The 22804-nt window shown below is 58.4% G+C and carries 23 protein-coding genes and 1 pseudogene; 15 read left to right on the top strand and 9 right to left on the bottom strand.

The window, feature by feature from the left end; genetic code table 11:
• The 4 genes and pseudogenes from HMPREF1144_RS30430 to HMPREF1144_RS30415 all read left to right on the top strand — a co-directional run.
• Positions 1 to 553 (top strand): fimbria/pilus outer membrane usher protein (locus tag HMPREF1144_RS30430; RefSeq protein ID WP_009654944.1); only part of this gene is annotated, 553 nt, incomplete at its 5' end.
• Positions 554 to 598: 45 nt separating this feature from the next.
• A pseudogene (locus tag HMPREF1144_RS30425) lies at positions 599 to 1085 on the top strand (fimbrial protein).
• Between the two features lie 12 nt (positions 1086 to 1097).
• Complete coding sequence (locus HMPREF1144_RS30420) at positions 1098 to 1601, top strand: fimbrial protein (RefSeq protein ID WP_004853968.1); 504 nt, start codon at positions 1098 to 1100, stop codon at positions 1599 to 1601.
• A gap of 17 nt (positions 1602 to 1618) precedes the next feature.
• Positions 1619 to 2527 (top strand): fimbrial protein, encoded by a 909-nt coding sequence (locus tag HMPREF1144_RS30415; protein WP_009654981.1) that lies wholly within the window; start codon positions 1619 to 1621, stop codon positions 2525 to 2527.
• A 149-nt stretch (positions 2528 to 2676) separates the two neighbouring features.
• Here HMPREF1144_RS30415 and HMPREF1144_RS30410 read toward each other — a convergent pair whose 3' ends face one another.
• On the bottom strand, positions 2677 to 2949 hold the full coding sequence (locus HMPREF1144_RS30410) for a GNAT family N-acetyltransferase (RefSeq protein WP_004124777.1): 273 nt from the start codon (positions 2947 to 2949) through the stop codon (positions 2677 to 2679).
• A gap of 16 nt (positions 2950 to 2965) precedes the next feature.
• Positions 2966 to 3196: a 4Fe-4S mono-cluster protein YjdI gene (gene yjdI, locus HMPREF1144_RS30405; protein ID WP_004853975.1), complete on the bottom strand. Its 231-nt coding sequence runs from the start codon at positions 3194 to 3196 to the stop codon at positions 2966 to 2968.
• Positions 3197 to 3464: 268 nt separating this feature from the next.
• Between yjdI and HMPREF1144_RS30400 the strand changes: the two genes are divergently transcribed.
• From HMPREF1144_RS30400 to HMPREF1144_RS30385, 4 genes are read left to right on the top strand one after another with little or no spacing between them, the layout of a single operon-like run.
• Entirely contained in the window at positions 3465 to 3737 is a 273-nt protein-coding gene (locus tag HMPREF1144_RS30400) for a YtcA family lipoprotein (protein ID WP_004853976.1), read from the top strand.
• 6 nt (positions 3738 to 3743) lie between these two features.
• Positions 3744 to 4772, top strand: a complete 1029-nt coding sequence (gene mdtN, locus HMPREF1144_RS30395; RefSeq protein WP_009654988.1) for a multidrug transporter subunit MdtN — start codon at positions 3744 to 3746, stop codon at positions 4770 to 4772.
• A 9-nt stretch (positions 4773 to 4781) separates the two neighbouring features.
• Positions 4782 to 6719, top strand: a complete 1938-nt coding sequence (locus HMPREF1144_RS30390) for a multidrug transporter subunit MdtO (protein WP_009654954.1) — start codon at positions 4782 to 4784, stop codon at positions 6717 to 6719.
• Positions 6716 to 8194 carry an MdtP family multidrug efflux transporter outer membrane subunit gene (locus HMPREF1144_RS30385; protein WP_009654938.1) on the top strand — a complete coding sequence of 493 codons (1479 nt, stop codon included), beginning with the start codon at positions 6716 to 6718 and terminating at the stop codon, positions 8192 to 8194. Before HMPREF1144_RS30390 ends, HMPREF1144_RS30385 begins: the two co-directional genes overlap by 4 nt.
• Here the strand turns inward: HMPREF1144_RS30385 and HMPREF1144_RS30380 are convergent.
• Entirely contained in the window at positions 8191 to 10902 is a 2712-nt protein-coding gene (locus tag HMPREF1144_RS30380) for a LuxR C-terminal-related transcriptional regulator (RefSeq protein ID WP_009654963.1), read from the bottom strand. The genes HMPREF1144_RS30385 and HMPREF1144_RS30380 overlap by 4 nt on opposite strands.
• Positions 10903 to 11068: 166 nt before the next feature.
• On the opposite strand from HMPREF1144_RS30380, the gene HMPREF1144_RS30375 reads away from it, so the two are divergent.
• Entirely contained in the window at positions 11069 to 11848 is a 780-nt protein-coding gene (locus HMPREF1144_RS30375) for an acetoin reductase (RefSeq protein ID WP_004124794.1), read from the top strand.
• A 40-nt stretch (positions 11849 to 11888) separates the two neighbouring features.
• Here the strand turns inward: HMPREF1144_RS30375 and HMPREF1144_RS30370 are convergent, their stop codons facing one another.
• The 6 genes from HMPREF1144_RS30370 to deoC all read right to left on the bottom strand — a co-directional run bounded on the left by HMPREF1144_RS30370 (position 11889) and on the right by deoC (position 18088).
• A complete protein-coding gene (locus tag HMPREF1144_RS30370) occupies positions 11889 to 13442 on the bottom strand; it encodes a peptide MFS transporter (RefSeq protein ID WP_004124798.1) in 1554 nt (517 codons plus the stop codon).
• Positions 13443 to 13939: 497 nt separating this feature from the next.
• Positions 13940 to 14362 (bottom strand): hypothetical protein, encoded by a 423-nt coding sequence (locus HMPREF1144_RS30365; protein WP_009654947.1) that lies wholly within the window; start codon positions 14360 to 14362, stop codon positions 13940 to 13942.
• 236 nt (positions 14363 to 14598) lie between these two features.
• Positions 14599 to 14964, bottom strand: a complete 366-nt coding sequence (locus tag HMPREF1144_RS30360) for a hypothetical protein (RefSeq protein WP_009654968.1) — start codon at positions 14962 to 14964, stop codon at positions 14599 to 14601.
• A complete protein-coding gene (locus HMPREF1144_RS30355; protein ID WP_009654966.1) occupies positions 14945 to 15718 on the bottom strand; it encodes a DeoR/GlpR family DNA-binding transcription regulator in 774 nt (257 codons plus the stop codon). The genes HMPREF1144_RS30360 and HMPREF1144_RS30355 overlap by 20 nt, the downstream gene beginning before the upstream one ends.
• 61 nt (positions 15719 to 15779) lie before the next feature.
• The gene (locus HMPREF1144_RS30350; protein WP_009654979.1) at positions 15780 to 17285 is read right to left on the bottom strand and encodes a xylulokinase; all 1506 of its coding nucleotides are present in this window, start codon (positions 17283 to 17285) and stop codon (positions 15780 to 15782) included.
• A 53-nt stretch (positions 17286 to 17338) separates the two neighbouring features.
• Complete coding sequence (gene deoC, locus HMPREF1144_RS30345; RefSeq protein ID WP_009654946.1) at positions 17339 to 18088, bottom strand: deoxyribose-phosphate aldolase; 750 nt, start codon at positions 18086 to 18088, stop codon at positions 17339 to 17341.
• Positions 18089 to 18142: 54 nt separating this feature from the next.
• Between deoC and HMPREF1144_RS30340 the strand changes: the two genes are divergently transcribed.
• From HMPREF1144_RS30340 to HMPREF1144_RS30315, 6 genes are all read left to right on the top strand, one after another.
• Positions 18143 to 18355: a hypothetical protein gene (locus tag HMPREF1144_RS30340; RefSeq protein ID WP_164880186.1), complete on the top strand. Its 213-nt coding sequence runs from the start codon at positions 18143 to 18145 to the stop codon at positions 18353 to 18355.
• 96 nt (positions 18356 to 18451) lie between these two features.
• The gene (locus HMPREF1144_RS30335) at positions 18452 to 19252 is read left to right on the top strand and encodes a DeoR/GlpR family DNA-binding transcription regulator (RefSeq protein ID WP_004854004.1); all 801 of its coding nucleotides are present in this window, start codon (positions 18452 to 18454) and stop codon (positions 19250 to 19252) included.
• Between the two features lie 109 nt (positions 19253 to 19361).
• The gene (gene alsE, locus HMPREF1144_RS30330; RefSeq protein WP_009654984.1) at positions 19362 to 20051 is read left to right on the top strand and encodes a D-allulose 6-phosphate 3-epimerase; all 690 of its coding nucleotides are present in this window, start codon (positions 19362 to 19364) and stop codon (positions 20049 to 20051) included.
• Between the two features lie 11 nt (positions 20052 to 20062).
• Complete coding sequence (locus HMPREF1144_RS30325; protein ID WP_004854007.1) at positions 20063 to 21004, top strand: ribokinase; 942 nt, start codon at positions 20063 to 20065, stop codon at positions 21002 to 21004.
• A 36-nt stretch (positions 21005 to 21040) separates the two neighbouring features.
• A complete protein-coding gene (gene fucP, locus HMPREF1144_RS30320; RefSeq protein WP_009654976.1) occupies positions 21041 to 22375 on the top strand; it encodes an L-fucose:H+ symporter permease in 1335 nt (444 codons plus the stop codon).
• A 1-nt stretch (position 22376) separates the two neighbouring features.
• Positions 22377 to 22766: a VOC family protein gene (locus HMPREF1144_RS30315; protein ID WP_004124827.1), complete on the top strand. Its 390-nt coding sequence runs from the start codon at positions 22377 to 22379 to the stop codon at positions 22764 to 22766.
• The last annotated feature ends 38 nt before the right edge of the window (positions 22767 to 22804 follow it).

Below are 22804 nucleotides of genomic sequence, written 5' to 3'. Positions count from 1 at the left end.
CGGCCTGAGCGGCGGCGTGCTGGCCCACGCCGACGGCGTCACGCTGAGCCAGCCGATGAACGACACGGTGGTGCTGATCAAAGCCCCCGGCGCAGGCAACGTCAAAGTGGAAAACCAGACCGGGGTTCAGACCGACTGGCGCGGCTACGCCGTGCTGCCCTACGCCACCGAATACCGGGAAAACCGGGTGGCGCTGGACACCAACAGCCTGGCCGATAACGTCGACCTGGACGATGCGGTGGCCAGCGTGGTGCCGACCCACGGCGCCATTGTTCGTGCGGAATTTAAGGCCCACGTCGGGCTCAAGCTGCTGATGTCGCTCACCTACAACGGTAAGCCGGTTCCCTTTGGCGCGCTGGTGACTTCTGACGGCAGCCAGGCCAGCAGCATCATCGCCGATAACGGCCAGGTCTACCTGAGCGGGATGCCGCTGGCGGGCAAGGTGCAGGCAAAATGGGGCGAAGGTCCGAACGCCAGCTGCGAGGCTGACTACAGCCTGCCGCCGGAAAGCAAGAACCAGGCATTGAGCCAGCTGTCGGCAGTCTGCCGCTAAGGAAGTCATGATGAGAAAACACCTGTTTATCTCCTCGGTGCCCTTCTGTCGCTGGTGGTTGCCAGCGCCAGCGCGGCGGACAGCACCATCACCATCAGCGGCTACGTTCGCGATAACGCCTGCGCCGTGGCGGGTGAGTCGAAAGATTTTACCGTCGACCTGATGGATAACGCCGCGAAGCAGTTTCGTGCTGTTGGGGCGACCACGCCGCTGGTGCCGTTTCGTATCGTGCTGTCGCCCTGCGGCACTCGGTCACCGCGGTGAAGGTCGGCTTTGTTGGCGTTGCGACAGCATCAACACCGACCTGTTACAGCTCGACGGCGGGCTCAGCGGCGCGGGATGGGCGTGCAGATCCTTGGCGCGCAGCAGACGGCGCTGCCGCTCAATGCCGCATCGTCAGCGATCCCCTGGACCACGCTGACCCCGGCCAGACCAACACGCTGAACTTTACGCCCGGCTGATGGCCACCCGGGTGCCGGTGACCGCCGGGCACGTTAATGCAACCGCAACATTCACGCTTGAATTTCAGTAACCGGAGGCTTTGATGAAATGGATTCATACCGGGTGGCTTCTGGCAATAATGCTGGCCGCATCTTCCCCGGCGCTACAGGCCGCCGACGTCACCATTACCGTTAACGGCAAGGTGGTGGCTAAACCGTGCACGGTTTCAACGACCAACGCCAGCGTCGAGCTGGGGGAACTCAGTACCTTCAGTCTGGTATCAGCAGGTTCCGCATCGTCCTGGCAAAGCACCGCTCTCGATTTAAACAACTGCCCGGTCGGCACGTCGCGGGTCACCGCCAGCTTCAGCGGTACGACGGACGCCACCGGCTATTACAAGAACCAGGGTACCGCCGGCAATATCCAGCTTGAGCTGCAGGATGAGGGTGGAAACACGCTGAATACCGGCGCCACAAAAACGGTACAGGTAGATGCGTCGACGCAATCAACCCGCTTTCCTCTAAAGGTCAGGGCGCTGACCGTCAACGGCGGTGCGACGCAAGGAACTATTCAGGCGGTGATTAGCGTCACCTATACCTACGCCTGAGCCAGGAGAATGTGTTAATGAATAAAATTATCGTTTTGTTTACTTCCCTGCTTCTGATGGGCTGGTCGCTGGATGCCGCGGCATTCTCCTGTCAAGTTCCCGATACCGGGCAAACAATGGACTCCGGCTCAGCGAATATTTACGTCAATCTGGCGCCTTCTATTGGCGTGGGGCAAAACCTGGTTGTCGATTTATCTTCTTCAATATTCTGTAGAAATGACGACGGAAGCGAAAGCAACCAACTTATTGACTACATTAATCTCACCAACGGTACTGCATTCGGTGGGGCATTGGCAGCGTTTACCGGTAGCATTTATTGGAATACAAATAGTTACCCACTACCGCTGAACAGTAGTTCATCAAAATATATCGTTACCGACAATAACTATCTCGGGTTGCCGTTGCGTATGTACCTTACAGCAACCGGCACCGCGGGCGGCGTCGTGATTAATGCTGGCGAACTCATAGCGAGACTTAATATGCATAAAGTTGCCAGCAACGGAAACCCCAAGGATTTTACCTGGAATATCTACGCTAATAATAATGTCGTCATTCCCACTGGCGGTTGCGACGTGTCAACCCGAGATGTCACCGTCACGCTTCCAGACTATCCGGGCACCATGGCCGTTCCGGTCACGATTCACTGCGCACAAAATCAAAATATCGCCTATTACCTGACGGGGACAACGGCGGACAGGAGCAATTCCATTTTCCGCAACACTGCTTCCGCCTCGCCAGCGCAGGGCATTGGCGTACAGATAACGCGCAATGGTACCGTGGTCCCTGCCAACCGTAACGTCTCGCTGGGTAAAGTAGGTACCTCACCGGTGAACCTGGGTCTGACCGCTACCTACGCGCGAACCAGCGACCCGATTACCGCGGGTAACGTGCAATCGATTATAGGGGTAACATTTGTCTATGAGTAATCTCTTGCCATAACTCGGCGGTTGCCAATAGCTTATAACCTTTACCAGCCATATGGCTGGTAAAGGGTTAGCTTGTAATAGAAGGCGGTACAATACGCGGCCGTCAGCTCTCGACTCAAATTGTTGCGCCAGCATGCTGGCGCATTTATTCAGGCGCGAATATCGTCGTACTCGCGGGTATTATCAAATTCATGTTTGGCAAACGGGCATAGTGGAATAATTTTACGCTGCTCGCCGCGCATTTTTTCTACCACTTTCGCCACCAGCTTTTTCCCTACCCCCTGCCCTTTCAGACTGGGGTCAACGTCGGTATGCTCAATAATGCTGAGGTGCTCGCCCGTGGGCACAAAAACAATTTCCGCCACCTGATTCCCGTCGGCGTCATTGACGTAAAACTTATTATGACCTTCCAGTATTTCCATCGTTTCCTCGCTTCGCTTATTTTTGGCGATACTTCAGTGCGCCGCTCGGGCAGGTATCAATAACCTTAACTACCGTGGCCGCGTCCACCTCATCGGGGACGATCCACGGTTTGCGTTTCAGGTTGAAAAGCTTCGCGCTGCCGCGCACGCAGTTGCCCGAGTGCTGACAGATATCGGTGTTAAAGTAGACATCGATTTTCTCGCCGGTATAGGCGCGATAGCCCGCGTCTAATAGTTCTTTATCCATGACATTGCCTCAGTTCTGACTATTTTTTATAACTTTGTCTCTAAGCATAGTCCTGTCAACAACCGCTGACTATCGGTAACGGGTGAAATTTTATTTCGGTAGCTGCACGCCGTTAATGCAGAATGAATGATTTTCTATGCACTCTTTAGCCAAAGAAAATGTCTGATTGCCGATAAAGTACGGACGCTTCTGTTATATCCATCTTTAATTTCCCTGGCAGTGAGATTAAACTCATTCCATCCTAACCCGAGCACTCAGGTATTTAGCCTTGAATCGCATTGTAAAGCTGCCGCGCCCTGCGCTCTTATTCTTGCTATTTACACTCTCCGGCTGCTCATTATCCCCGGCGATTCCGGTATTAGGCGCCGCATTCCCGGGCTGGTTTTTCTGCTTAACAGGCGCCGCGCTGTTACTTATTCCCTGCCATATCCTGATTGTGCGTAAAGGATGGCAGTCGAGATTTTCTCCACTGGTCTTCAGCTATCTGGCGCTGATGTTCCTGTTCGCCACGATTATGTGGTTCCTGCTCTTCGTAAACTAGATACCGATGACTCAATCCCGCTCAAGCGTTATCCGCAAAAAATGGCCCCTGCTGGCGCTCGTTCTCGCCGCTATCGTGGCGCTGATTCTGGTTATCTGGCAGCTACAAACCTCACCGGAAACCAACGATGCCTACGTGTATGCCGACACCATCGACGTGGTGCCGGAAGTGAGCGGGCGGATCGTCGAGATGCCGATTCGCGACAATCAGCGGGTAAAAAAAGGCGACCTGCTGTTCCGCATCGACCCTCGCCCCTACCAGGCGATGCTCGACGATGCCAAAGCCCGCCTGACCACTCTTGATGCGCAGATTATGCTGACCCAGCGCACAATCAAAGCGCAGGAGTACAACGCACAGTCGGTCAGCGCCGCCGTTGAACGCGCTAAGGCGCTGGTTAAGCAGACCACCTCTTCACGCATTCGTCTTGAGCCGCTGGTACCGCAAGGGTTTGCCTCCCAGGAGGATCTTGATCAGGCGCGAACGGCCGAAAAAGCGGCGCGCGCCGAACTGGAGGCCACCCTGCTGCAGGCGAAACAGGCTTCCGCCGCCGTGACCGGCGTCGATGCCATGGTGGCGCAGCGGGCGGGCATCCTCGCGCAGATTGCGCTGGCGGAGCTGCACCTTGAATTTACCGAAGTCCGCGCGCCGTTTAACGGCGTGGTGGTGGCGCTGAAAACCACGATCGGCCAGTACGCCTCGGCCCTGAAGCCGGTCTTTACCCTGCTGGATGACGACCACTGGTACGTGGTGGCGAACTTCCGCGAAACCGATTTAAAAAACGTGCGGCCCGGCGTTCCGGCCAGAATCACCGTGATGACCAACCACAGCCGTACCTTTGAGGGCGTGGTCGACTCGGTCGGCACCGGCGTTCTGCCCGACGGCGGCAGCGTCATCGAGGGCCTGCCGGTCATCCAGAAGAGCATCAACTGGGTCCGCGTCTCCCAGCGCTTCCCGGTCAAAATCGCCGTCAAAGACCCCGACCCGGCCCTGTTCCGTATGGGCGCCTCCGCCAGCGCCGTTCTGCAGCCGCAATAAGGAGACGGCATGCAGAGCTTGTGGCCGTTTCTCACCCGTGAACTCCGCGATGCGCCGGGGCGGGCGAACTACACCCTGCGCCTGACGCTCAGCTGCGCGGTGCTGATCGTGCTGTTTATGACGTTGCATATTCCCTTCCTCGCCGTCGCCCTGATCGTGGTGTTTTACGTCAGCCAGCCTAATGTGCTGATGATTAAGCTGGTCAGCGTGGTTTTCGTGCTCACCGTCAGCGTCGCGCTCGGCGGCGTGCTGCTGATTATCAAGTGGACCTATGACTATCCGCTGATCCGCCTGGTCGCCTCGGTGATCCTGTTCTTCTGCGCCATTTACCTGATGCGGGTGCTCGGCAAGCTGGGGCTGGCGTTTTTCGTGGTGGCGCTGGCGGTCATCTACGCCCAGACCTTCCCGTCAATGACCAGCCAGAGCGAAATTCTGGTGCGCCTGCTGCTGTGGCTATGGGTGGCGATCAACACCGCGATTCTGGTGACCCTGCTGGTCAACGCCTGTTTCCAGCAGGCGTTTCCCGGCTATCAGTTTAAAGCCCGGCTGGTGGTGATGCTCCGCCAGACGGCGCGGCGCCTGAGCCAGCCGGACGATGGCACGCCGCCACCCACCGTTACCGAGATTGCCGGGCAGTTTAACCAACTGCGGTCCCTGTATCAGCAGGCCGCGCGCGCCACGCCGGAGATTGCTGCCAGCCCGCAGGCCTGGCAGTCGCTGATGGCCGCCGCGCTGAGCTGCTCTCATTTGACGGCGCTGCTCCAGCCGGGCGACGACCATCCCGATGCGCGTCGGCGGATAGCCAGTCAGCTTAATGCGCTGGCGGATAATCTGCCCGCGGCGGCGGAGGTCCAGCCGCTGATTGTCCCGCGCGACGGCGCCAACAGCGCCATTTTGCAGAAAATCGCCGAGGTTCTGGCGCGGCTGGCGCGCGGCGAAACCATCCCGCTGCCGCAGGGCGAAGTGGAAAAAGCGCCGCTGCTTTTGCCGGACGCGTGGTCCAATCCGGCCTATCTGCACTTTGCCCTGAAAACGCTGCTGGCGACGCTGCTGTGCTACGTTTTTTACACCGCCGCCGACTGGCAGGGCATCCACACCATCATGCTGAGCTGCGTGATCGTCGCCCAGCCGGGCCTGGGTGCCACCATGCAGAAAACGTGGCTACGCATCGGCGGCGCGCTGCTGGCCACGCTGATTGCGCTGCTTCTGATCGTCTTTGTGCAGCCCTGGACCGATTCGCTGAGCGGCCTGCTGGCGATGACCCTGCCGGTCCTCGCGCTGGCGGCGTGGATTGCGGCGGGATCGGAGCGCATCGCCTACGCCGGCATTCAGATAGGCTTTACCTTCGCGCTGGCCTTCCTGAGCTGGTTTGGCCCGCTCAGCAACCTTACCGAGCTGCGCGACCGGGTTATCGGCATCCTGCTCGGCGTGCTGGTTTCCTCCATTGTTCATCTCTATTTATGGCCCGATAGCGAAGCGCCGCAGCTGAAAGCGCGTCTGGCCCAGCTTTATCGCCAGCTGGCGCAAACCCTCGCCGCCCGCAACGATGAGGTTCAGCAGGTACCGCTGTTTGCCGCGCTGACCGAGAGCGAAACCTTAATTAACCGGGTGTCCGCCGAGCCGCTGGGAACCTACGCGCACCCGTGGCCGGAAGCCAAAAGCTGGCCGGCGCGGGCAACCTTTCGTCAGGCAGAGGAGATCCTGCGCCTCAGCGAAGGCTATCGCCTTTACGCCGCGCCGGAAGATACCTTTTTAGCGCGCTGCGCCCGGCGGCTTGAAGCCTACGCCAGCGATATCGATGCGCAGCAAAATACCGTTGAGCGCGTTCAGGCGCCGCAGCCGGATCCGGCGAATCCGTTCGGCGCGCCGCTGGTCAACGCGTTGGCCGCCCTGCCGGCATGGCCCTTTGCATCCTCCGTTATTCCGCGACAGGCAACCCGATCATGACGAAAACCACTCCTCTTCCGCGCATCTGGCGCTCCCTGGCGCTTGCCTTCGCCCTGACGCTGTTAACCGGCTGCGCGTTAATTCAGGACGATCCCGGCCAGGCACCGCTGGTCAACCCGCAGCAGGCCGAGCTGGCGCAGGTGATCCACCTGGCGAACAGCGGCTGGCCGACGGCACGGTGGTGGGAAGGCTATGAGGATCCCCAGCTCAATATGCTGGTTAATCGCGCGCTGCAGAACTCCCCCACCATGCAGGCGGCGCGGCTGCGTATTTCGCAATCGCAGTCCACGGTTGAGCTGGCGCAGTCGGCAATGGGCGTACAGGCCACCGCCGTGGCGGCGCAAAACCGCCTGCGGGTGACCAATAAACAGTTTACCTGGCCCTACTCCTTCTCCCTGCCGGTGGATAAAAACGGCCCCTGGTACACGCTGAATACGGTCGGCGTCGGAGCGACGCTGAATATCGATTTATGGGGCGCCGACCGCGCCCGCGTCGCCGCCGCGATTGGCGAAAAGAACGCCCGCCAGGCGGAGACCGCCGGTATCGAGCTGGATCTCGCCAGCAGCGTCGCTCAGCTCTATTTCGCGATGCAGGCAACTTTTCAGAAAATCGAATTACTCAACCAGCTGGAGGCTATCGCCCGCCTCTCGGTGCAGGCACACGAGCATCGTACCGCGCGCGGCGTCGAGGATAGCGTCGATGTCGCCAATGCCCAGGCGGAGCTGCTGGCGGCGCAGCAGCAGGTGATTACGGCGCAGGGAACGATAACGCAGTATCGGGAAACCCTGCGGGCGCTGATCGGCGCTGATGCGCATAGCATGCCGGAGATCCACCCGGTGGCGCTGCCGGCGCTGCAGGAAACACTCCCGGACTCGCTCTCGTTTGAGCTGCTGGCCCGCCGCCCGGATCTCCAGGCCCTGCGCGGCTACGTCAGCGCCTCCATGAGCCAGGTGGACGCGGCAAAAGCGGCCTTTTACCCGCACTTTGATATCAAGGCCTTCTGGGGCTACAACGCGCTGAGCGTCGGCGATCTGTTTAAGTCCTCATTCCAGCAGATCAATATACTGCCGGGGCTCTATTTGCCGCTGTTTGACGGCGGGCGCTTAAACGCCAACCTGAAATCGACGCGTACGGCGAGCAATATTTTGATTAAGCAGTACAACCAGGCGGTGCTGGATGCGGTGCGCGACGTGGCGATTAGCTCCAGCCAGCTGAACGATTTGAATCAGCAGGCCGCCCTGCAGCAGCAGAAAGTGACGGCGGCGATGGTGACCACCCGCAGCGCCAGCGCGCACCATCAGCGCGGGCTGGTCAGCTACTATGCGGCGCAGGAGGCGCGTCGCCCGGCCATCGCGCAGCAGCTTTTGCTGCTGGATATCCAGGCCCAGCGGCTCAGCACCGATATCACGTTGATTAAAGCATTGGGCGGCGATTACCGCGGCCCGGCGCTGAGCGAGAACGCCCCATCGCGCTAGCTTAACAGGCGCCATTCGCGCGCCTGGTTTACCGCCTGGATGCGTCCCTTAACCTGCAGCTTTTCATATAGCTGCTTAAGGTGCCATTTGACGGTTTCCGCCGAAATACCCAGCTCGCGCGCGACGCCCTTATTGGAATAGCCGTCGGCAATTAAACGCAGGGTCTGCTGCTCCCGTTCAGTCAGGCGCAGCGCGGGCGGCTGCGGACGCGCCGTATCAATCACGATACCGGCGGCGGCGAAGCGGGACAGCAAAGCGGCGATATCGGCGGTCAGCGCATCATCCGCCGCGCCGCGCTTGTGTATCTCCGCCAGCAGCGCAGCCATCTCTTCCCTTCCCTCCAGCAGGCTGCGCCACAGCCCCTGATGCAGCGCGCGCGCAAGCGCCGGTCGGCAGACAGCCATCGCCTGCTCCCGCTCGCCGGCACGCCAGAGGGCGAGCGCCTGCCTGAGCCGCAAACGCACGGCGAACAGCCACTCGCCGCTGGTTTCCCGTACGCCGGCCAGCGTATCCAGCAGCCGCGCGGCGGCCAACGGTTCGCCGGAGGCGATAAGGAGGCGGCTCTGGCTGAGCGCGATATATCCGCCGGCAGCCTCCGTCTGGCTAAGGGTCTGCAGACGAAGCAGCAGCGCGTCGGCGGCCAGTTTGTCGCCCGCGTGAAGGGCAACGGCGATCCGCTCCGCCAGCAGCGGAGCCTGCGCCCGCAGCCAGCCGCGCTGGGCCGCCAGCCCTTCGGCATGCAGTAATAGCGATTCGGCCTCCACGAGCCGCCCCGTTTCTCGGGCCTGGCGGGCCAGGACGATGTAGCCGCGGCTAAGGCCGTCGGGCGGACAGAAGTTGTCGATGGTCTCCAGACGCGGAACCAGCAGGCTTTGCGCCTGCTCGCCCTTCCCCTGCTCCCAGGCGATCTCGGCGAGAATGGGCGCCAGGGTAGCGCCGCTGCTGGCGTTCTCGCCGGTATGCTGCTCCGCATAGCGCAGCGCCCCCGCGGCCTGACGTTCCGCTTCGGCGAGATTCCCCTGGCGCAAATAGCTCTGCGCCATAACAAAGGCCCGGTAGACCGTCACGAACAGGTTGCGGTTAGCAACGCTGACGCCGGATACCCGCTGCTGCACCTCCAGCGCCTGCTGCGGCCGGGAGTCCGCAAGATGGCAGTAGCTGAGGATGTTGCACACCAGGCCATCAACCCAGATATCGCCGCAGGGCACCTCGCGCAGCAGCGGTTCGACAATAGCGATACTGCGGGCAATATTGTCGGCAAAGGCTTCGCAGATCGCGCGAACTACGCGCAGCTTCACCCACGAGCTGTGGGCCAGCGCCCCGCCATGCGCCGCCGATTGCGTCTCAATGGCGTCGAGCAGCTGGCGAGCGTCGCTAAACCGGAAGCGGTGGGCTAACGCCCAGGCCAGGTTAAGCTGAAGCTCGATGCGCGACGGGTCGAGATTGGCTGGCAGGTAGCGTATCCACTGCACCAGGGTATCGATATCCCCCTCCTCCGCCAGAGACTGCGCGCCCGCTTCCGCATCCCTGGCCGCCGATTTTCCGGCGGCCAGCGCATGGCGTATCGCCTCGGCCCACAGCTGCTGCGCGGCGAACCAGGCGCTGGCGCGATCGTGCAGCTGGCGAATATCAATATCCCCGCCGTGGCGCAGGCGATGCAGCAGCGCGTCGCGCATCAGCGGGTGATAGCGAAACCAGCGGCCGCTGTCGTCCAGCGCGGAAAGAAACAGATTGTGCTGCGCTATCCACCTCAGCATCTCGCCGCCGTTATGGCGGCCGCAGACGGCATCGCACAGATCCGGATGCAGGCGATTAAGCACGGAGGTATGCAGCAGGAAGTCGAATACTTCGGGCGGCAGCGGCGCGAAAATCACTTCATCCAGATAGCGGGAAATTGACCGCGAGCCGGCGCCGAGGCCCATCGCCGTAGACGCGTCCGGGGAGAGCGCGGCCATTTTCATGCCCGCGACCCACCCTTGTGTGAGCGCGATAAGCCGGGGGATCGCCTGCGGATCCAGCCCCGACGCGCCAGCGAAATAAGCGCGGGCTTCGCTGGGGTTAAAGCGCAGCTCCGGGTCATAGATCTCCAGCAGCTGGTCCTGCATATGCAGACGGCTCAGGGCTAAAGGCGGCTGGCTACGGCTACCGATAAGCAGATGCAGCGCCGGCGGCGCATGGTACAGCAGCCAGCTCATTCCCTGATGAATCGCCGGGTCGCTGATGCACTGATAGTCGTCGAGGATCAGGTATAGCGGGTGCGGACACTGATTAAGCTGATTAACGAGTTCAGCAAAAAACAGGGGGAGCTCGGCCGGAAGCTCGCCTTGTAACAGATGCAGAAACGACGGGCTCCACCCCTGCCACAGCGGCCGCAGCGCCTCCTGCAGATAGCGCATAAACAGCAGCGGCGCGTTGTCGTCCTCTTCAAGGCTCAGCCAGGCCAGCGCATCCCCTTGTCGAAGGCGGTGTCGGTACCACTGCGCCAGCAGGGTGGTTTTACCAAACCCGGCGGGCGCGCGCAGCAGGGTTAAACGGCGGGTGACGGCGCCGTCGAGGCGCTGCAGCAGGCGCTCCCGCGACAGCAGGCTTTCCGGCGTACGGGGCGGCGTAAAGCGCGTGGAAATAAGCGGCAGCGTCCCGGTGAAACATAAAGGTTCCTGATGAACAAACGCTGTCAGTGAATCATCCGCCGAGGATATAAAAGCCATACCGCGATTACTCCTTAATCCAGTCCGTCCGCTCATTATCCCCCCCATCAGGGGGGTAGGCCACGCTTATCGCGCCCGATAGAGTAGTGCCATTCGCCGCGGCGGATACGACGACATCAGCCGCGGGCCTCCCTAGTTTATTAATCAGTACAAGGTGAGTACAGACATGGCTATCGAAAATAAAGTTGCGCTGGTGACCGGCGCCGGTCAGGGCATTGGCCGCGGTATTGCGTTGCGTCTGGCCAAAGACGGCGCGTCGGTGATGCTGGTCGACGTGAACCCGGAAGGAATTGCCGCCGTCGCCGCCGAAGTGGAAGCGCTGGGGCGCAAAGCGGCCACCTTCGTCGCTAACATCGCCGATCGCGCGCAGGTGTACGCCGCCATTGATGAAGCGGAAAAACAGCTGGGCGGCTTTGATATTATCGTGAACAACGCCGGGATCGCCCAGGTTCAGGCGCTGGCCGATGTGACGCCTGAAGAAGTGGACCGCATCATGCGCATCAACGTTCAGGGTACCCTGTGGGGTATTCAGGCGGCGGCGAAAAAATTCATCGATCGTCAGCAGAAAGGGAAAATCATCAACGCCTGCTCTATCGCCGGTCATGATGGTTTCGCGCTGCTGGGCGTCTATTCCGCCACCAAATTTGCCGTACGCGCCCTGACGCAGGCGGCGGCGAAAGAGTACGCCAGCCGCGGCATCACGGTTAACGCCTACTGTCCGGGGATTGTGGGAACCGGGATGTGGACCGAAATCGATAAGCGCTTTGCGGAAATTACCGGTGCGCCGGTGGGCGAAACCTATAAAAAATATGTGGAAGGCATCGCCCTTGGCCGCGCCGAAACGCCGGACGATGTGGCAAGCCTGGTCTCTTATCTGGCAGGCCCGGATTCCGATTATGTTACCGGTCAGTCGATTCTGATCGATGGCGGTATTGTTTACCGTTAAGGGATAAACCCGGCGCAGAATGCGCCGGGTTTTTGCGGGATTACGCGTTAGCCGCGGGCTCCTGCGGCTTGTCGCTACGGGTGTTTTCCAGCATCCGGCGAACCGGAACAATCAGCAGGCACAGCACCGCGGCACAGATCAGCAGGGCAATAGAGCAGCGTGCGAACAGATCAGGCAGCATATCCAGCTGATCGGCCTTCACGTGACCGCCAATCAGGCCCGCCGCCAGGTTACCCAGGGCGCTGGCGCAGAACCACAGCCCCATCATCTGGCCGCGCATTCTTTCCGGCGCCAGCAGGGTCATGGTCGCCAGGCCAATCGGGCTGAGGCACAGCTCCCCCAGCGTCAGCATCAGAATACTGCCCACCAGCCACATCGGCGAAACACCCGCGCCGTTGTTGCTCAGGACATTTTGCGCCGCCAGCATCATCAGACCAAAGCCCGCCGCCGCGCATAAAATACCGATAACAAACTTGGTGATGCTGCTCGGACGGACGTTTTTGCGCGCCAGCGCAGGCCATGCCCAGCTGAATACCGGCGCCAGCAAAATAATAAACAGGGCGTTGATCGACTGGAACCACACCGCCGGGATCTCGAAGGAGCCGAGCATACGGTTGGTATAGTCGTTAGCGAACAGGTTAAACGAAGTCGGTTTCTGCTCAAACGCCGACCAGAAAAAGGCGGCGGAGATGAGCAGGATAAAGCATACCAGCAGGCGGGCGCGCTCTTTGCGGCTCAGTCCGGCGAAGACGAACAGGTAGATAAAATAGAGCACCACCGACGCCGCAATCACGTAGACCAGCACGCTGGCGACCGCCACCGGGTTAATCACGATAACGCCCTGGGCAATCAACGCGATGATAACCGCCACGCCCACCGTCAGCGCCAGCAGCCATGCGCCGACGCCGTTTCGTTTCACTACCGGGCTGTTCCAGGTGGAGTCGAGGCCGACTTCGCTGTCGTAGCGTTTCATCGCCGGAACGGCAAAGACGCGGAAAATAATCAGCGCCACCAGCATCCCGATGCCGCCGATGCCGAAGCCCCAGTGCCAGCCGTGAGATTTAATCAGCCAGCCGGAGATCAGCGGAGCGATAAACGACCCCATGTTGATGCCCATATAGAACAGCGAGAAGCCGCCGTCGCGGCGCGCATCGCCTTTCTTGTACAGCGTACCGACCATCACCGAAATACAGGTTTTGAACAGGCCGGAACCGAGCACGATAAACATCAGGCCGATAAAGAACAGGCTATCCCCCATCACCGCCGACAGCGCGATGGAGAGATGGCCGAGGGCGATAAGAATCGAGCCGTACCAGACCGCCTTTTGTTGCCCGAGCCAGTTATCCGCCAGCCAGCCGCCGGGCAGCGCGGCAAGATACATGGTCCCCGCAAAGATCCCGACAATGGCCGACGCGTTCTCGCGCGCCAGCCCCATCCCGCCGTCATAGACGGTGGCCGCCATAAACAGGATCAGTAATGGTCGAATACCGTAAAACGAGAACCGTTCCCACATTTCGGTGAAAAACAGCGAACCGAGGGGGTAAGGATGACCAAAAAAGGTCCGAGTTTCATTTTTATTAACAGAGGAATGCATAACTTCTCCCAAAGATGTCCGCAGCGCTTTAACGCAGCGGAAAGCGTGTTGGCCTTTTATACACCAGGCCAATCATTCACATTTAATGTGACGTAATTTAACCATTTGATAACCTAATAATGGTCCTGTCTAGTCCCTTCCCCCAACTTTTTAGATGAAAAGTCGACAAACGTCTACTTTTACAGATTTAAAGTTGGCGAGAGAGGAAATGTGATTGACAGAGGCATTCATGACAAAAATGATACTTTTTCATTTATTTACAATGAGTTAATAAATTACTCTGGCAACCTCATCCCGCCTGAAAACCCGGGTGATAAAAGGGGTAAAAGCGGGAAAAATCAGCATTAATGGGGGCTTTATTGAGTAATGCCGTTTAATGGCATTCTCATCGACTCAAACCAGGGGGAACTCGCGGCAGGGAATATTCCAACCTGCAGCCGGAAGAACGATCGAAGCGAGCATCCCGGCTAATTGGCCCATTGACGGAGAGGAGATATCTACAGATAGCGGATCAAAAAGACGATAAGCTCCTCAATCAGCTGTGGCTTCATGACTCTAAAAATATACTTAAACTTTTTATGGGATATTTTTACAATGCGCCATTTCGCTTTTGATGCCGTCAGCCGCAGGGTGAGCCTGACTTTCAGAGACAGGCTTTCTTCAGATACAATAATCCGCACTTTATTTCTTGCGTAGTCATATTTGAAACTAATATCAAAGAAGAAACCATCGTTTGCCACGGTGATTTTTTTGGCATCGCCAAAAGAACCCTTGGTAACTTTATTATCAGGATTTGCTTTTAGATGTGACAATATTGAGACATATAAGCACACGAACTTTATTTTAAACTCACGCCGCTGTCGCTTTATCTCCTCCTTTTCCTTCCTTAATCTTTCCAGACTATTTGTCATCGAACTCATTTATTCTTCCTGCCATATGATTTATATCCTAAATAATCACCAGCGAGGTTTTTAAGACAGGATAGCATCGCGATAATTCTCCATGCGAATAATCAGACAACGCCTCAGAATGTTATTTCTGTAGCGTTGGGTAGTATCCGCTCATTATGGTTTGCATAATGACAATATATAAAATATGGTTTTACTGCCATAACGCGATTCTGACATAAAGAGTGAAATAAAATCCACTTTTTATTTCATTGGACATGTTTTTCAGAAGTTTCGCGTGACATTTTAAATGTCCGCGCGCTAATAATTATATTAGCCAGGCGCATAATGTATTGAAAAATTTTAAAAAGGGAGGAAAGCGGTAACCCGTTTGTTCGTTGACGGATAAGCCGATGCTCCCGATGACATACAGGAACGTTTGAGGGGGTATCTTTCCTGTACGCCACAATCAACGACGCTTTAATCCAGCGCGCTTTAATTGCGCTATATTCGGGAGAAGCCATCACTTTCTCCAGCGCCGGGTTGATACGCAGCGCAACACCGAGTCCTTTACCGTGGTACTCCGAATCGGTGCGCCGCTGCCGGAACAGAACGCTAGAGGTGCGCCTCTTCATCCAGGGAGATCACCTGAATGCCGGCATTACGATACGCCTGAACGTCATCGGGCAGACGATCGACCACCACGGTATCAATCCGATCCGCGGCGGTAAACTGGGCAAGCGAGGTATTATTCAGCTTGCTGTAGTCGCAGACGATAATCACCTGGCTGGCGTGTTCAACCATGCCGCGTTTCGTTTCTGCCAGCATAATATCGGCCACGCAGGCGCCGTGTTTCAGCGACAGCGAATTGGCGCCCATAAACGCTTTATCGACGTTCAGGGTATCAAGAATGGAGCGTCCGTTGATCGCCACCACGCAGTGGTACCCCTTCTTCACGATCCCGCCCAGCAGAATGGTTTGAATAGAGGGGCTGGCTTCCAGCTCGCGAGCGATTTGATAATCGTTGGTGACCACCGTGACGTTTTGTCGGTCGCGAATATTGCGCGCGATATGCAGGGTCGTGGTGCCGGTATCCAGCACGATAATGTCGCCATCCTCAACCAGCGCCGCCGCACGCTGGCCGATGCGCTCTTTCGCGCTGAGGTTGACGATTTCGCGCGCGTCAGAGGCCTGTTCAAAGCTCGCCCGCGTGCGAAGGACGGCGCCGCCGTGGGTACGGGTCAGCAGCCCCTCCTCTTCCAGCTGCCGGAGATCGGCACGAATGGTGGCGCCAGATACATTAAAGACGTCACACATCTCAGAAACAGCCACTTTGCGTTTTTCCCTGAGAATACTGAGCAACTTCTCCTGTCTTTCTTCTGCAAACATTCTGCCTCTCTCTTATTTACGGCACGTTACGCGCGACGCGGCGCTGGCTTACCGTTGCTTATCAGTCGGGTCCTGCGCTCAGGGCATCCAGCCTGTCGTATAAGGCGGCAGATTGCCGGTAGAGCGTATCAAAAAGCTCGCTGCAGGCGCGGTAATAATCCCGCAGACGGGGATCCGGCGAAATCAGCTTATCGAACTGCACCGTCTGCCTCACGCCGCTGGCAAAATCCGCGTACAGCCCCGCGCCAACCCCGGCGATAATACCGCATCCGGTGACGCCATTCTCCTGATTGCGCGTAGATAATATCGGAAGATTGTACGCCGCGGCTTTGATTTCAAGCCACAGCGGGCTGCGCGCGCCGCCGCCGGAAGCGATCATTTGCTGCGGATATTGCCCGCACGCCTGCAGCTGGCGAAGGTTGCGCCAGGACGCAAAGGCCACTCCCTCCAGGACCGCGCGGAATAAATGGCCGCGGCGATGCTTGCGCTGCAGGCCGAAGAACTGCGCCCGCGAGTTCGTGTGCTCGGCCAGGCGCTCTCCCGTCAGATAGGGAAGAAAGAGCAGCCCTTCCGCGCCAGCGGGCACCGCGGCTGCTTCCTGCAAAAGCTGCGGGTGCGTTATCTGGTTATCGGCCAGCGCCAGCCGCGCCCAGCGGACGGCATCGCCTCCGGCATCCAGAATCGTAAATCCGCCCCAGGCCGCGTTAGCCAGATGAAGATTATTGACCAGCGGATGACGTAACGGCCGCGGCGACACCACGGTGATCAGCGTCGAGGTGCCGGTGGAGTCGGACGCCATCCCCGGCTCATACACGCCCGAACCGAGCAGGGAGGCCGCCATATCGGACGTGCCTGCCACCACCGGGATACCGACAGGCAGCCCCGTCGTATCGGATGCGCGCGGGGTCACCTGGCCGATAATGTCGCTGGAAAGTTTTAGCTCCGGTAGCTGATCGACCCGCAGGCCAAACGTTTCGCAGGCTTGCGAAGACCAGGCGCGGGTTTCGCTGTCCATCAGGAAATAGCAGGACGCCTCGCTATAGTCGGTCGCCAGGGCGCCGGTGAGCATGAAATTAATATAGTCCTTCGGCATTAACACTTTGGCGAGCTTTGGCCAGCGCTCCGGATGATGTTCACGCCACCAGGCTAATTTGAAAGCCGGCCACGCCGCCGCGGGCGGATTATTTAAATGCGCCAGCCACTTTTCCCGCCCTTCGCGCACGGCAAAGGCATCCACCTGCGGCTGGCTGCGCTTGTCATTCCACAGCAGCGCCCTGTCCTCCACCAGCTCGCCGCAGTCGTCCAGCAGGACGGTGCCGTGCATCTGCCCGCAGGCGCCAATAACCGCAATCTGCGCAGCCGTTTCAGGATAGCGGTAAAGCACTTCGCGTATACAGTCGCAGGCGGCCTGCCACCATAAAGACGGGGCCTGTTCTGACCAGCCCGCACGCGGCGTGGTCTGCTCATACTCTCTTTGCGCAAAGCCGACCATCGTGCCATCAACGCGCAAAATAGCGGCGCGGGTACTGCCAGTGCCAACATCAATCGTGAGTATTTTATCTTTCATCACTGACTCCGGTGACGTTTTATGGCGGGCCATCAGGCCCGCGGTCTCTCAGTTTAATCGGCGTTCAGCTCGGGAAAGCGTTCCGGGTGCTGCTCCAGTTCAGTCAGCACTTTGCTTACCGCGCCGTGGCTCATGCCAAAGCGGCGGACGCCAAGCTGGTAAAGCGCGCGCACCGTTTCCAGATCGCGAATGCCTCCTGCGCCTTTGATATCGATTCGGCCTTTAAGCTGGTCGGCAATGATGCTGACTTTTTCCACCGTCGCGCCGGTCGGCGCCCAGCCGGTGGAGGTTTTGACCCACTTCATCCCCACCTCTACGGCGATATCGCACACGCGGCGAATCTGCTCCTCATTGAGATAGTGCGTTTCGAGGATCACCTTCGCCGGTACCGGCGCGGCGGCGTCCACCACGCGGCGCAAATCTTCGCGCACATAGTCATAATCGCCGGATAACACTTTGCCGATATTCACCACTATATCCACTTCGCGGGCGCCATCGGCAATCAGCTGCCGCACTTCCAGAACCTTGGTGTCAGTCGCATGCCCACCGCCGGGAAAGCCGACCGGCCCGCCAATCATTACCTCTCCCGTTCCCTGCTGCGGCAGCAACGTACTGAGAAAACGCGTCCAGCAGGGCAGCACATGGACGGAAATAATGTTGTATCGGGCAGCCAGCTCGGCGCAGGCGCGAACGTCCGCTTCGGTACTGGTGGCCTGGACTGCGCTCAGGTCGACTAAACGTGCAAAACGACGGGTTGTTTCATTCATGGTTTTATCCTGCTCTTTGTTTTTAGTTGCTTTCATTTAATGCTCTTAATCGGCTTAAATCCATTTAAAAACGCATCAAATGAAAATAACGTGATCAAATTAGCATTTTTTTATTTTCATTTGCTTTTAATTAGCAGACGGGAAATGAGCGATGCCCTTGATGAACGGGCGCAAACGGGCATAAACGGGCGCAAAGGCAATATTGCATTTATTTTTGTTTGTTTTTGTTTATGCCTGAATAACGGGCGAGAGAGCGAAACCGCTGCCGGATATGACGCCAAAATGCGTACGCTGTCACATTGACCGGCGACAAAACGGTCGCCTTCGCCGGATATTCCGGAGGTCTCAACGCCCTGCGCAAGGGAAAGGTAATCTGATTATGTACTTCAGGAGAGAGCTATGTTGCCGCTGGAACGTCATCGTTTGATTGTTGAACTGCTGGGCCAACGCGGCGTGATGCGGGTGAATGAGATTGCGCAAGCGACTCGGGTCTCCAGGGAAACGATTCGCCGCGATCTGAGCGAGCTGGAACGGAAAGGGATTTTAAATCGGAGCCATGGCGGAGCGCTGGCGGCGGAGAACCCGCTGCCGGCAATCCGGGCGGTGTCGCCCGCCCTGCCGGTCGAAGATAGCCAGGGAAGCTTTCAGCAGAGAACGCTGCTGCACAGCGAAGGAAAAATGCGCGTTGCCCGCAAAGCGCTGCAGTGTCTCCAGCCGGGACAGACCATCGTCCTGGACGGCAGCAGCACCAGCTGGTTTTTGGCCCGGCAGATGCCGGAGATGGCGCTAACGGTGATTACGCCCTCCATCCGCATCTTGCAAACGCTGATGAGCAGACGCTCGTTGCATCTCGTGGGACTGGGGGGCGATTTTTCCCCGACCGAGGAGTCGTTCTTCGGTGAAACCGCCTCACGAACGCTGCGGGAGTACGCCGTCGATACGCTCTTTTTCTCCTGCCAGGGGCTGGAGCGCGATAGCGGTTTATATGCGGGTACGGAAGCCCACGCCGCCCTGTTGAAACAGATGATGCTGGCCGCCCGTCAGACCGTGGCATTGGTTGACGGCAGCAAGCTGGGGCGAACAGGCGTCGCGCGGATCGGCGGATTGGGCGAGCTGGACTGTTTAATCACCGAAAAGTTTGTCGATCCGCTGCTGGAAAAAGAGATGACCTGGCATAACGTCGGGCTACAGATCGCCTGAGTACGCCGTCATGACGTGACGGTGACTACGCGCATTGTCGAAACGCTGCTTCCCGCGGCAGGGCCAGACTTTGCCTGAAATCAGCCACTACCGGAATAAAAGAGGCCTTATGCGTTATTACCTTTCTCCCTCGCTCATGTGTATGGACATGATGAAGCTGGCGGAACAGCTGCACTTTTTAAACGGCAAAGCCGACAGGCTGCACGTCGACGTGATGGACGGGCACTATGTGAAAAACCTGGCGCTATCGGCCAGCTTTGTGGCGCAGATTCGGCCCTATACGTCGCTTCCCATCGATGTCCACCTGATGGTCGAAGAGCCCGCCCCGTTTATCCCGGCGCTGATAGAAGCCGGAGCAGACGCCATTTCACTGCATCCGGAAACCATCTGCCGCGAAGCTTTTCGGGTCATCAATATGCTTCGCCAGGCGGGGAAAGAGGTGGGGATGGTGCTTAATCCCGCAACGCCGGTTGAGAGCATCCAGCACTATCTGCATCTGCTCGATAAGGTCACGGTGATGACCGTCGATCCGGGCTATGCCGGTCAGCCGTTTATTCCCGAAATGACCGCCAAAATCGCGCAGCTTCGTCAGCTAAAAGAGAGCCGCAGCCTCAACTTCTTGCTGGAAGTCGACGGCTCATGCAACCGCAATACCTACCGTGAACTGCTGGGAGCCGGGGCGCAGGTATTGGTGATGGGCAGCAGCGGTTTATTCCGCCCGGATATGCCGCTCGCACAGGCCTGGGAAAAAATGTCCCGGGATCTGTCCGCCGCGCTGCACTCCCCCGAGCACGTATAAAGGAGCGAATGATGTCAGGAAAAGTCTGCGTTTTTGGTTCATTCAATTTCGACATGGTGGCCAGAGTGGAACGCTTTCCGGTGCCGGGCGAGTCGTTAGTGGCCTGCGGGAGCATGACCAGCGCCGGCGGAAAAGGGGCGAACCAGGCCACCGCCGCGCTAAAAGCGGGGGCGAATGTTCACTATATCGGCAAGATTGGCAATGATACCTTCGGCCATTTTGCCCGTCGTCATCTGAAGGGCGTGGGGTTTAACGCCGTGACGCTGCTGGTCGCCGAAGAGGTTCCCACCGGCAATGCGCTGATTTATGTGGCCGGCAACGATGCCGAAAACATGATTGCCGTCGACCCCGGCGCGAATATGACGGTGACCGATGATGAAATCGCCGGCTGCATTCCCGCTATCGGCTGCGCGGATGTGGTGCTGGTTCAGCTGGAGAATAATCTTTCCGCCATTGAACAGGTCGTTGACGCCGCGAAAGCAGCCGGAGCCTTCGTGGTGCTCAATCCCGCTCCCTGGCAGCCCGTTGAGCACGCCTTTCTAAGCAAAGTGGATTTGCTCACGCCAAACGCGACGGAGGCCGGGTTAATGACCGGGCGCCGGGTTGACTCTCTGGCGGCCGCGGCCGAGGCCGCCGATGCGCTGCATGCCCAGGGCGCGCGCAACGTCATTATCACCCTCGGCGCAAAGGGCGCCCTGCTGAGCGAGCAGGGCGTGAAATCCCCTATTCCGTGCTTTCCTTCTCATCCCCGCGATACCACCGGCGCGGGCGATGCCTTTAACGGTGCGCTGGCGGCGCGTCTGGCCTGCGGCGAGCCGCTGCATGCCGCAGCCCGATTTGCGGCGGCCTACGCCGCCGTCAGCGTCGAAAAGCAGGGCGCATCATCTTTACCGGATTACCAGGAGGCACGAGAACGGCTTTTACGTGCCGCCTCTGATTATGAAATGGCTTAAACCCTACTGTATAAAAACCATTAAGAGGATAGCTCAATGAGTACGCTAATCACGGATAAGGTCGATAAAGCGGCGGTCCACCATGAAAAACTGGACACCAGCGCGTATTTACCGCATACCCCCTGGCTGCAATTTTTACTGGTCTGTTGCCTGTTTGCGCTCTGGGGGATGGCGGGCAACCTGAATGATATTTTGATCGCCCAGTTTAAAAAGGGCTTCGATTTAACGGATACCCAGACGGCGCTGGTGCAGTCGATTTTTTTCCTCGGCTACTTTTTTGTCGCCCTGCCTGCGGCGGCGCTGATAAAGCATTATTCCTATAAAGCGGCGATCATTATTGGGCTGTGCCTGTACGCCCTCGGCTGCTTCCTGTTCGTTCCGGCCGCGCAGATCATGACCTACGGCGCGTTCCTCGCCTGCCTGGGGGTGATCGCCTGCGGACTCTCTTTTCTGGAAACGTCGGCAAACACCTATTCAAGCCTGCTGGGCCCGATTCAATCGTCCACCCAGCGCATTAACTTTTCGCAGATCTTCAACTCGCTGGGCGTGATTTCCGGCGTGCTGATTGGCCAGGTGATGGTGTTTGGCGAAAACGATCCTAGCCATGAACAGCTGCTGGCGATGCCCGTCGCCGCAGCGGACGCCGCGCGCCATCAGATGGTCGGCCAGGTGGTCGGGCCCTATCTGATTATCGGCTCCGTGCTGGTAGTACTGGCGCTGGTGTTCGTGTTTATTAAATTCCCGTCCTGCAAGGGCACGCCGTCTCAACAGCAGCAGATCCCGACAGAAAGCATGGGGCCTACGCTGAAACGCCTGTTTGCCATCCCGCGCTTTCGCCTCGGGATCCTGTCGCAGTTTTTATACGTCGGCGCCCAGGTTGGCGTATGGAGCTTCACGATTCGCTTTGTGCAGCTCGTGCAGCAGGGCACCAGCGAGCACTCCGCAACCTACTGGCTGCTGGCTTCTCTGGTGATTTACGCCGTGGGTAAAACCGTGGCCACCTGGTTGATGAACCGCCTGAACCCGGCGCTGCTGCTCGGCACCTTTGCCCTGGCCGCCACCGCCCTTTTACTGGTTGCCGTGTTCAGCAGTTCAATGCTGGCGGTCTATGCGCTCATTCTGGTCAGCTTCTGTATGGCGCCATGCTGGCCGACAAACTTTGGTCTGGTCATCAAAGGGATGGGGAAAGATACCCAGACCGCGGGCTCGATCGTGGTGATGTCGATTATCGGCGGGGCCGTTATTCCGCTGGTGATGGGCATTATCTCGGATATGAACGGCGGCAATATGCAAATCGCCTTTATCGCTCCGCTCCTGTGCTTTGTGTATGTCGCTTTCTACGGTTTCTGGTGCGTGCGTAAGGGGGTATAAAATGCGTGAACTGGTTAATAAAATTGCTCATATCGGCTATCAGGTCAGCGACTTAACGCGTTCGCTGGCCTTCTATGAGCCGCTGGGCTTTCAGCGCCAGCAGCGGTTTAGCAAACCTTCGCCGCAGGGCGCCATTGAAGTCGCTTTCCTTGAAATGGGGGGCGCCGTTCTTGAGCTGTACCAGCTGCCCACAGGAACGCCTTTTGACGCTCCTCGCTGCGGTATCGATCATCTGGCGCTGGAAGTTAGCGACCTGAATGCGGTGCAGAGGCGGCTGGCGGCGCTCGGCTATCCGCTCGATGAAGGGCCGATTGAGGAAGAAAATGTGCGCTTCCTGCTTATTCGCGGCCCCGACGGCGAACGGCTCGAGTTTGATGCCTTTAAGCGCTAAGCGGCAGGTCTGATCCCCTTCTCCCTTTTAGGCCCGGT

Source organism: Klebsiella sp. OBRC7 (genome assembly GCF_000293135.1).
Taxonomy (GTDB): domain Bacteria; phylum Pseudomonadota; class Gammaproteobacteria; order Enterobacterales; family Enterobacteriaceae; genus Klebsiella; species Klebsiella michiganensis.
This window is presented reverse-complemented; position numbering and strand designations above follow the sequence as displayed.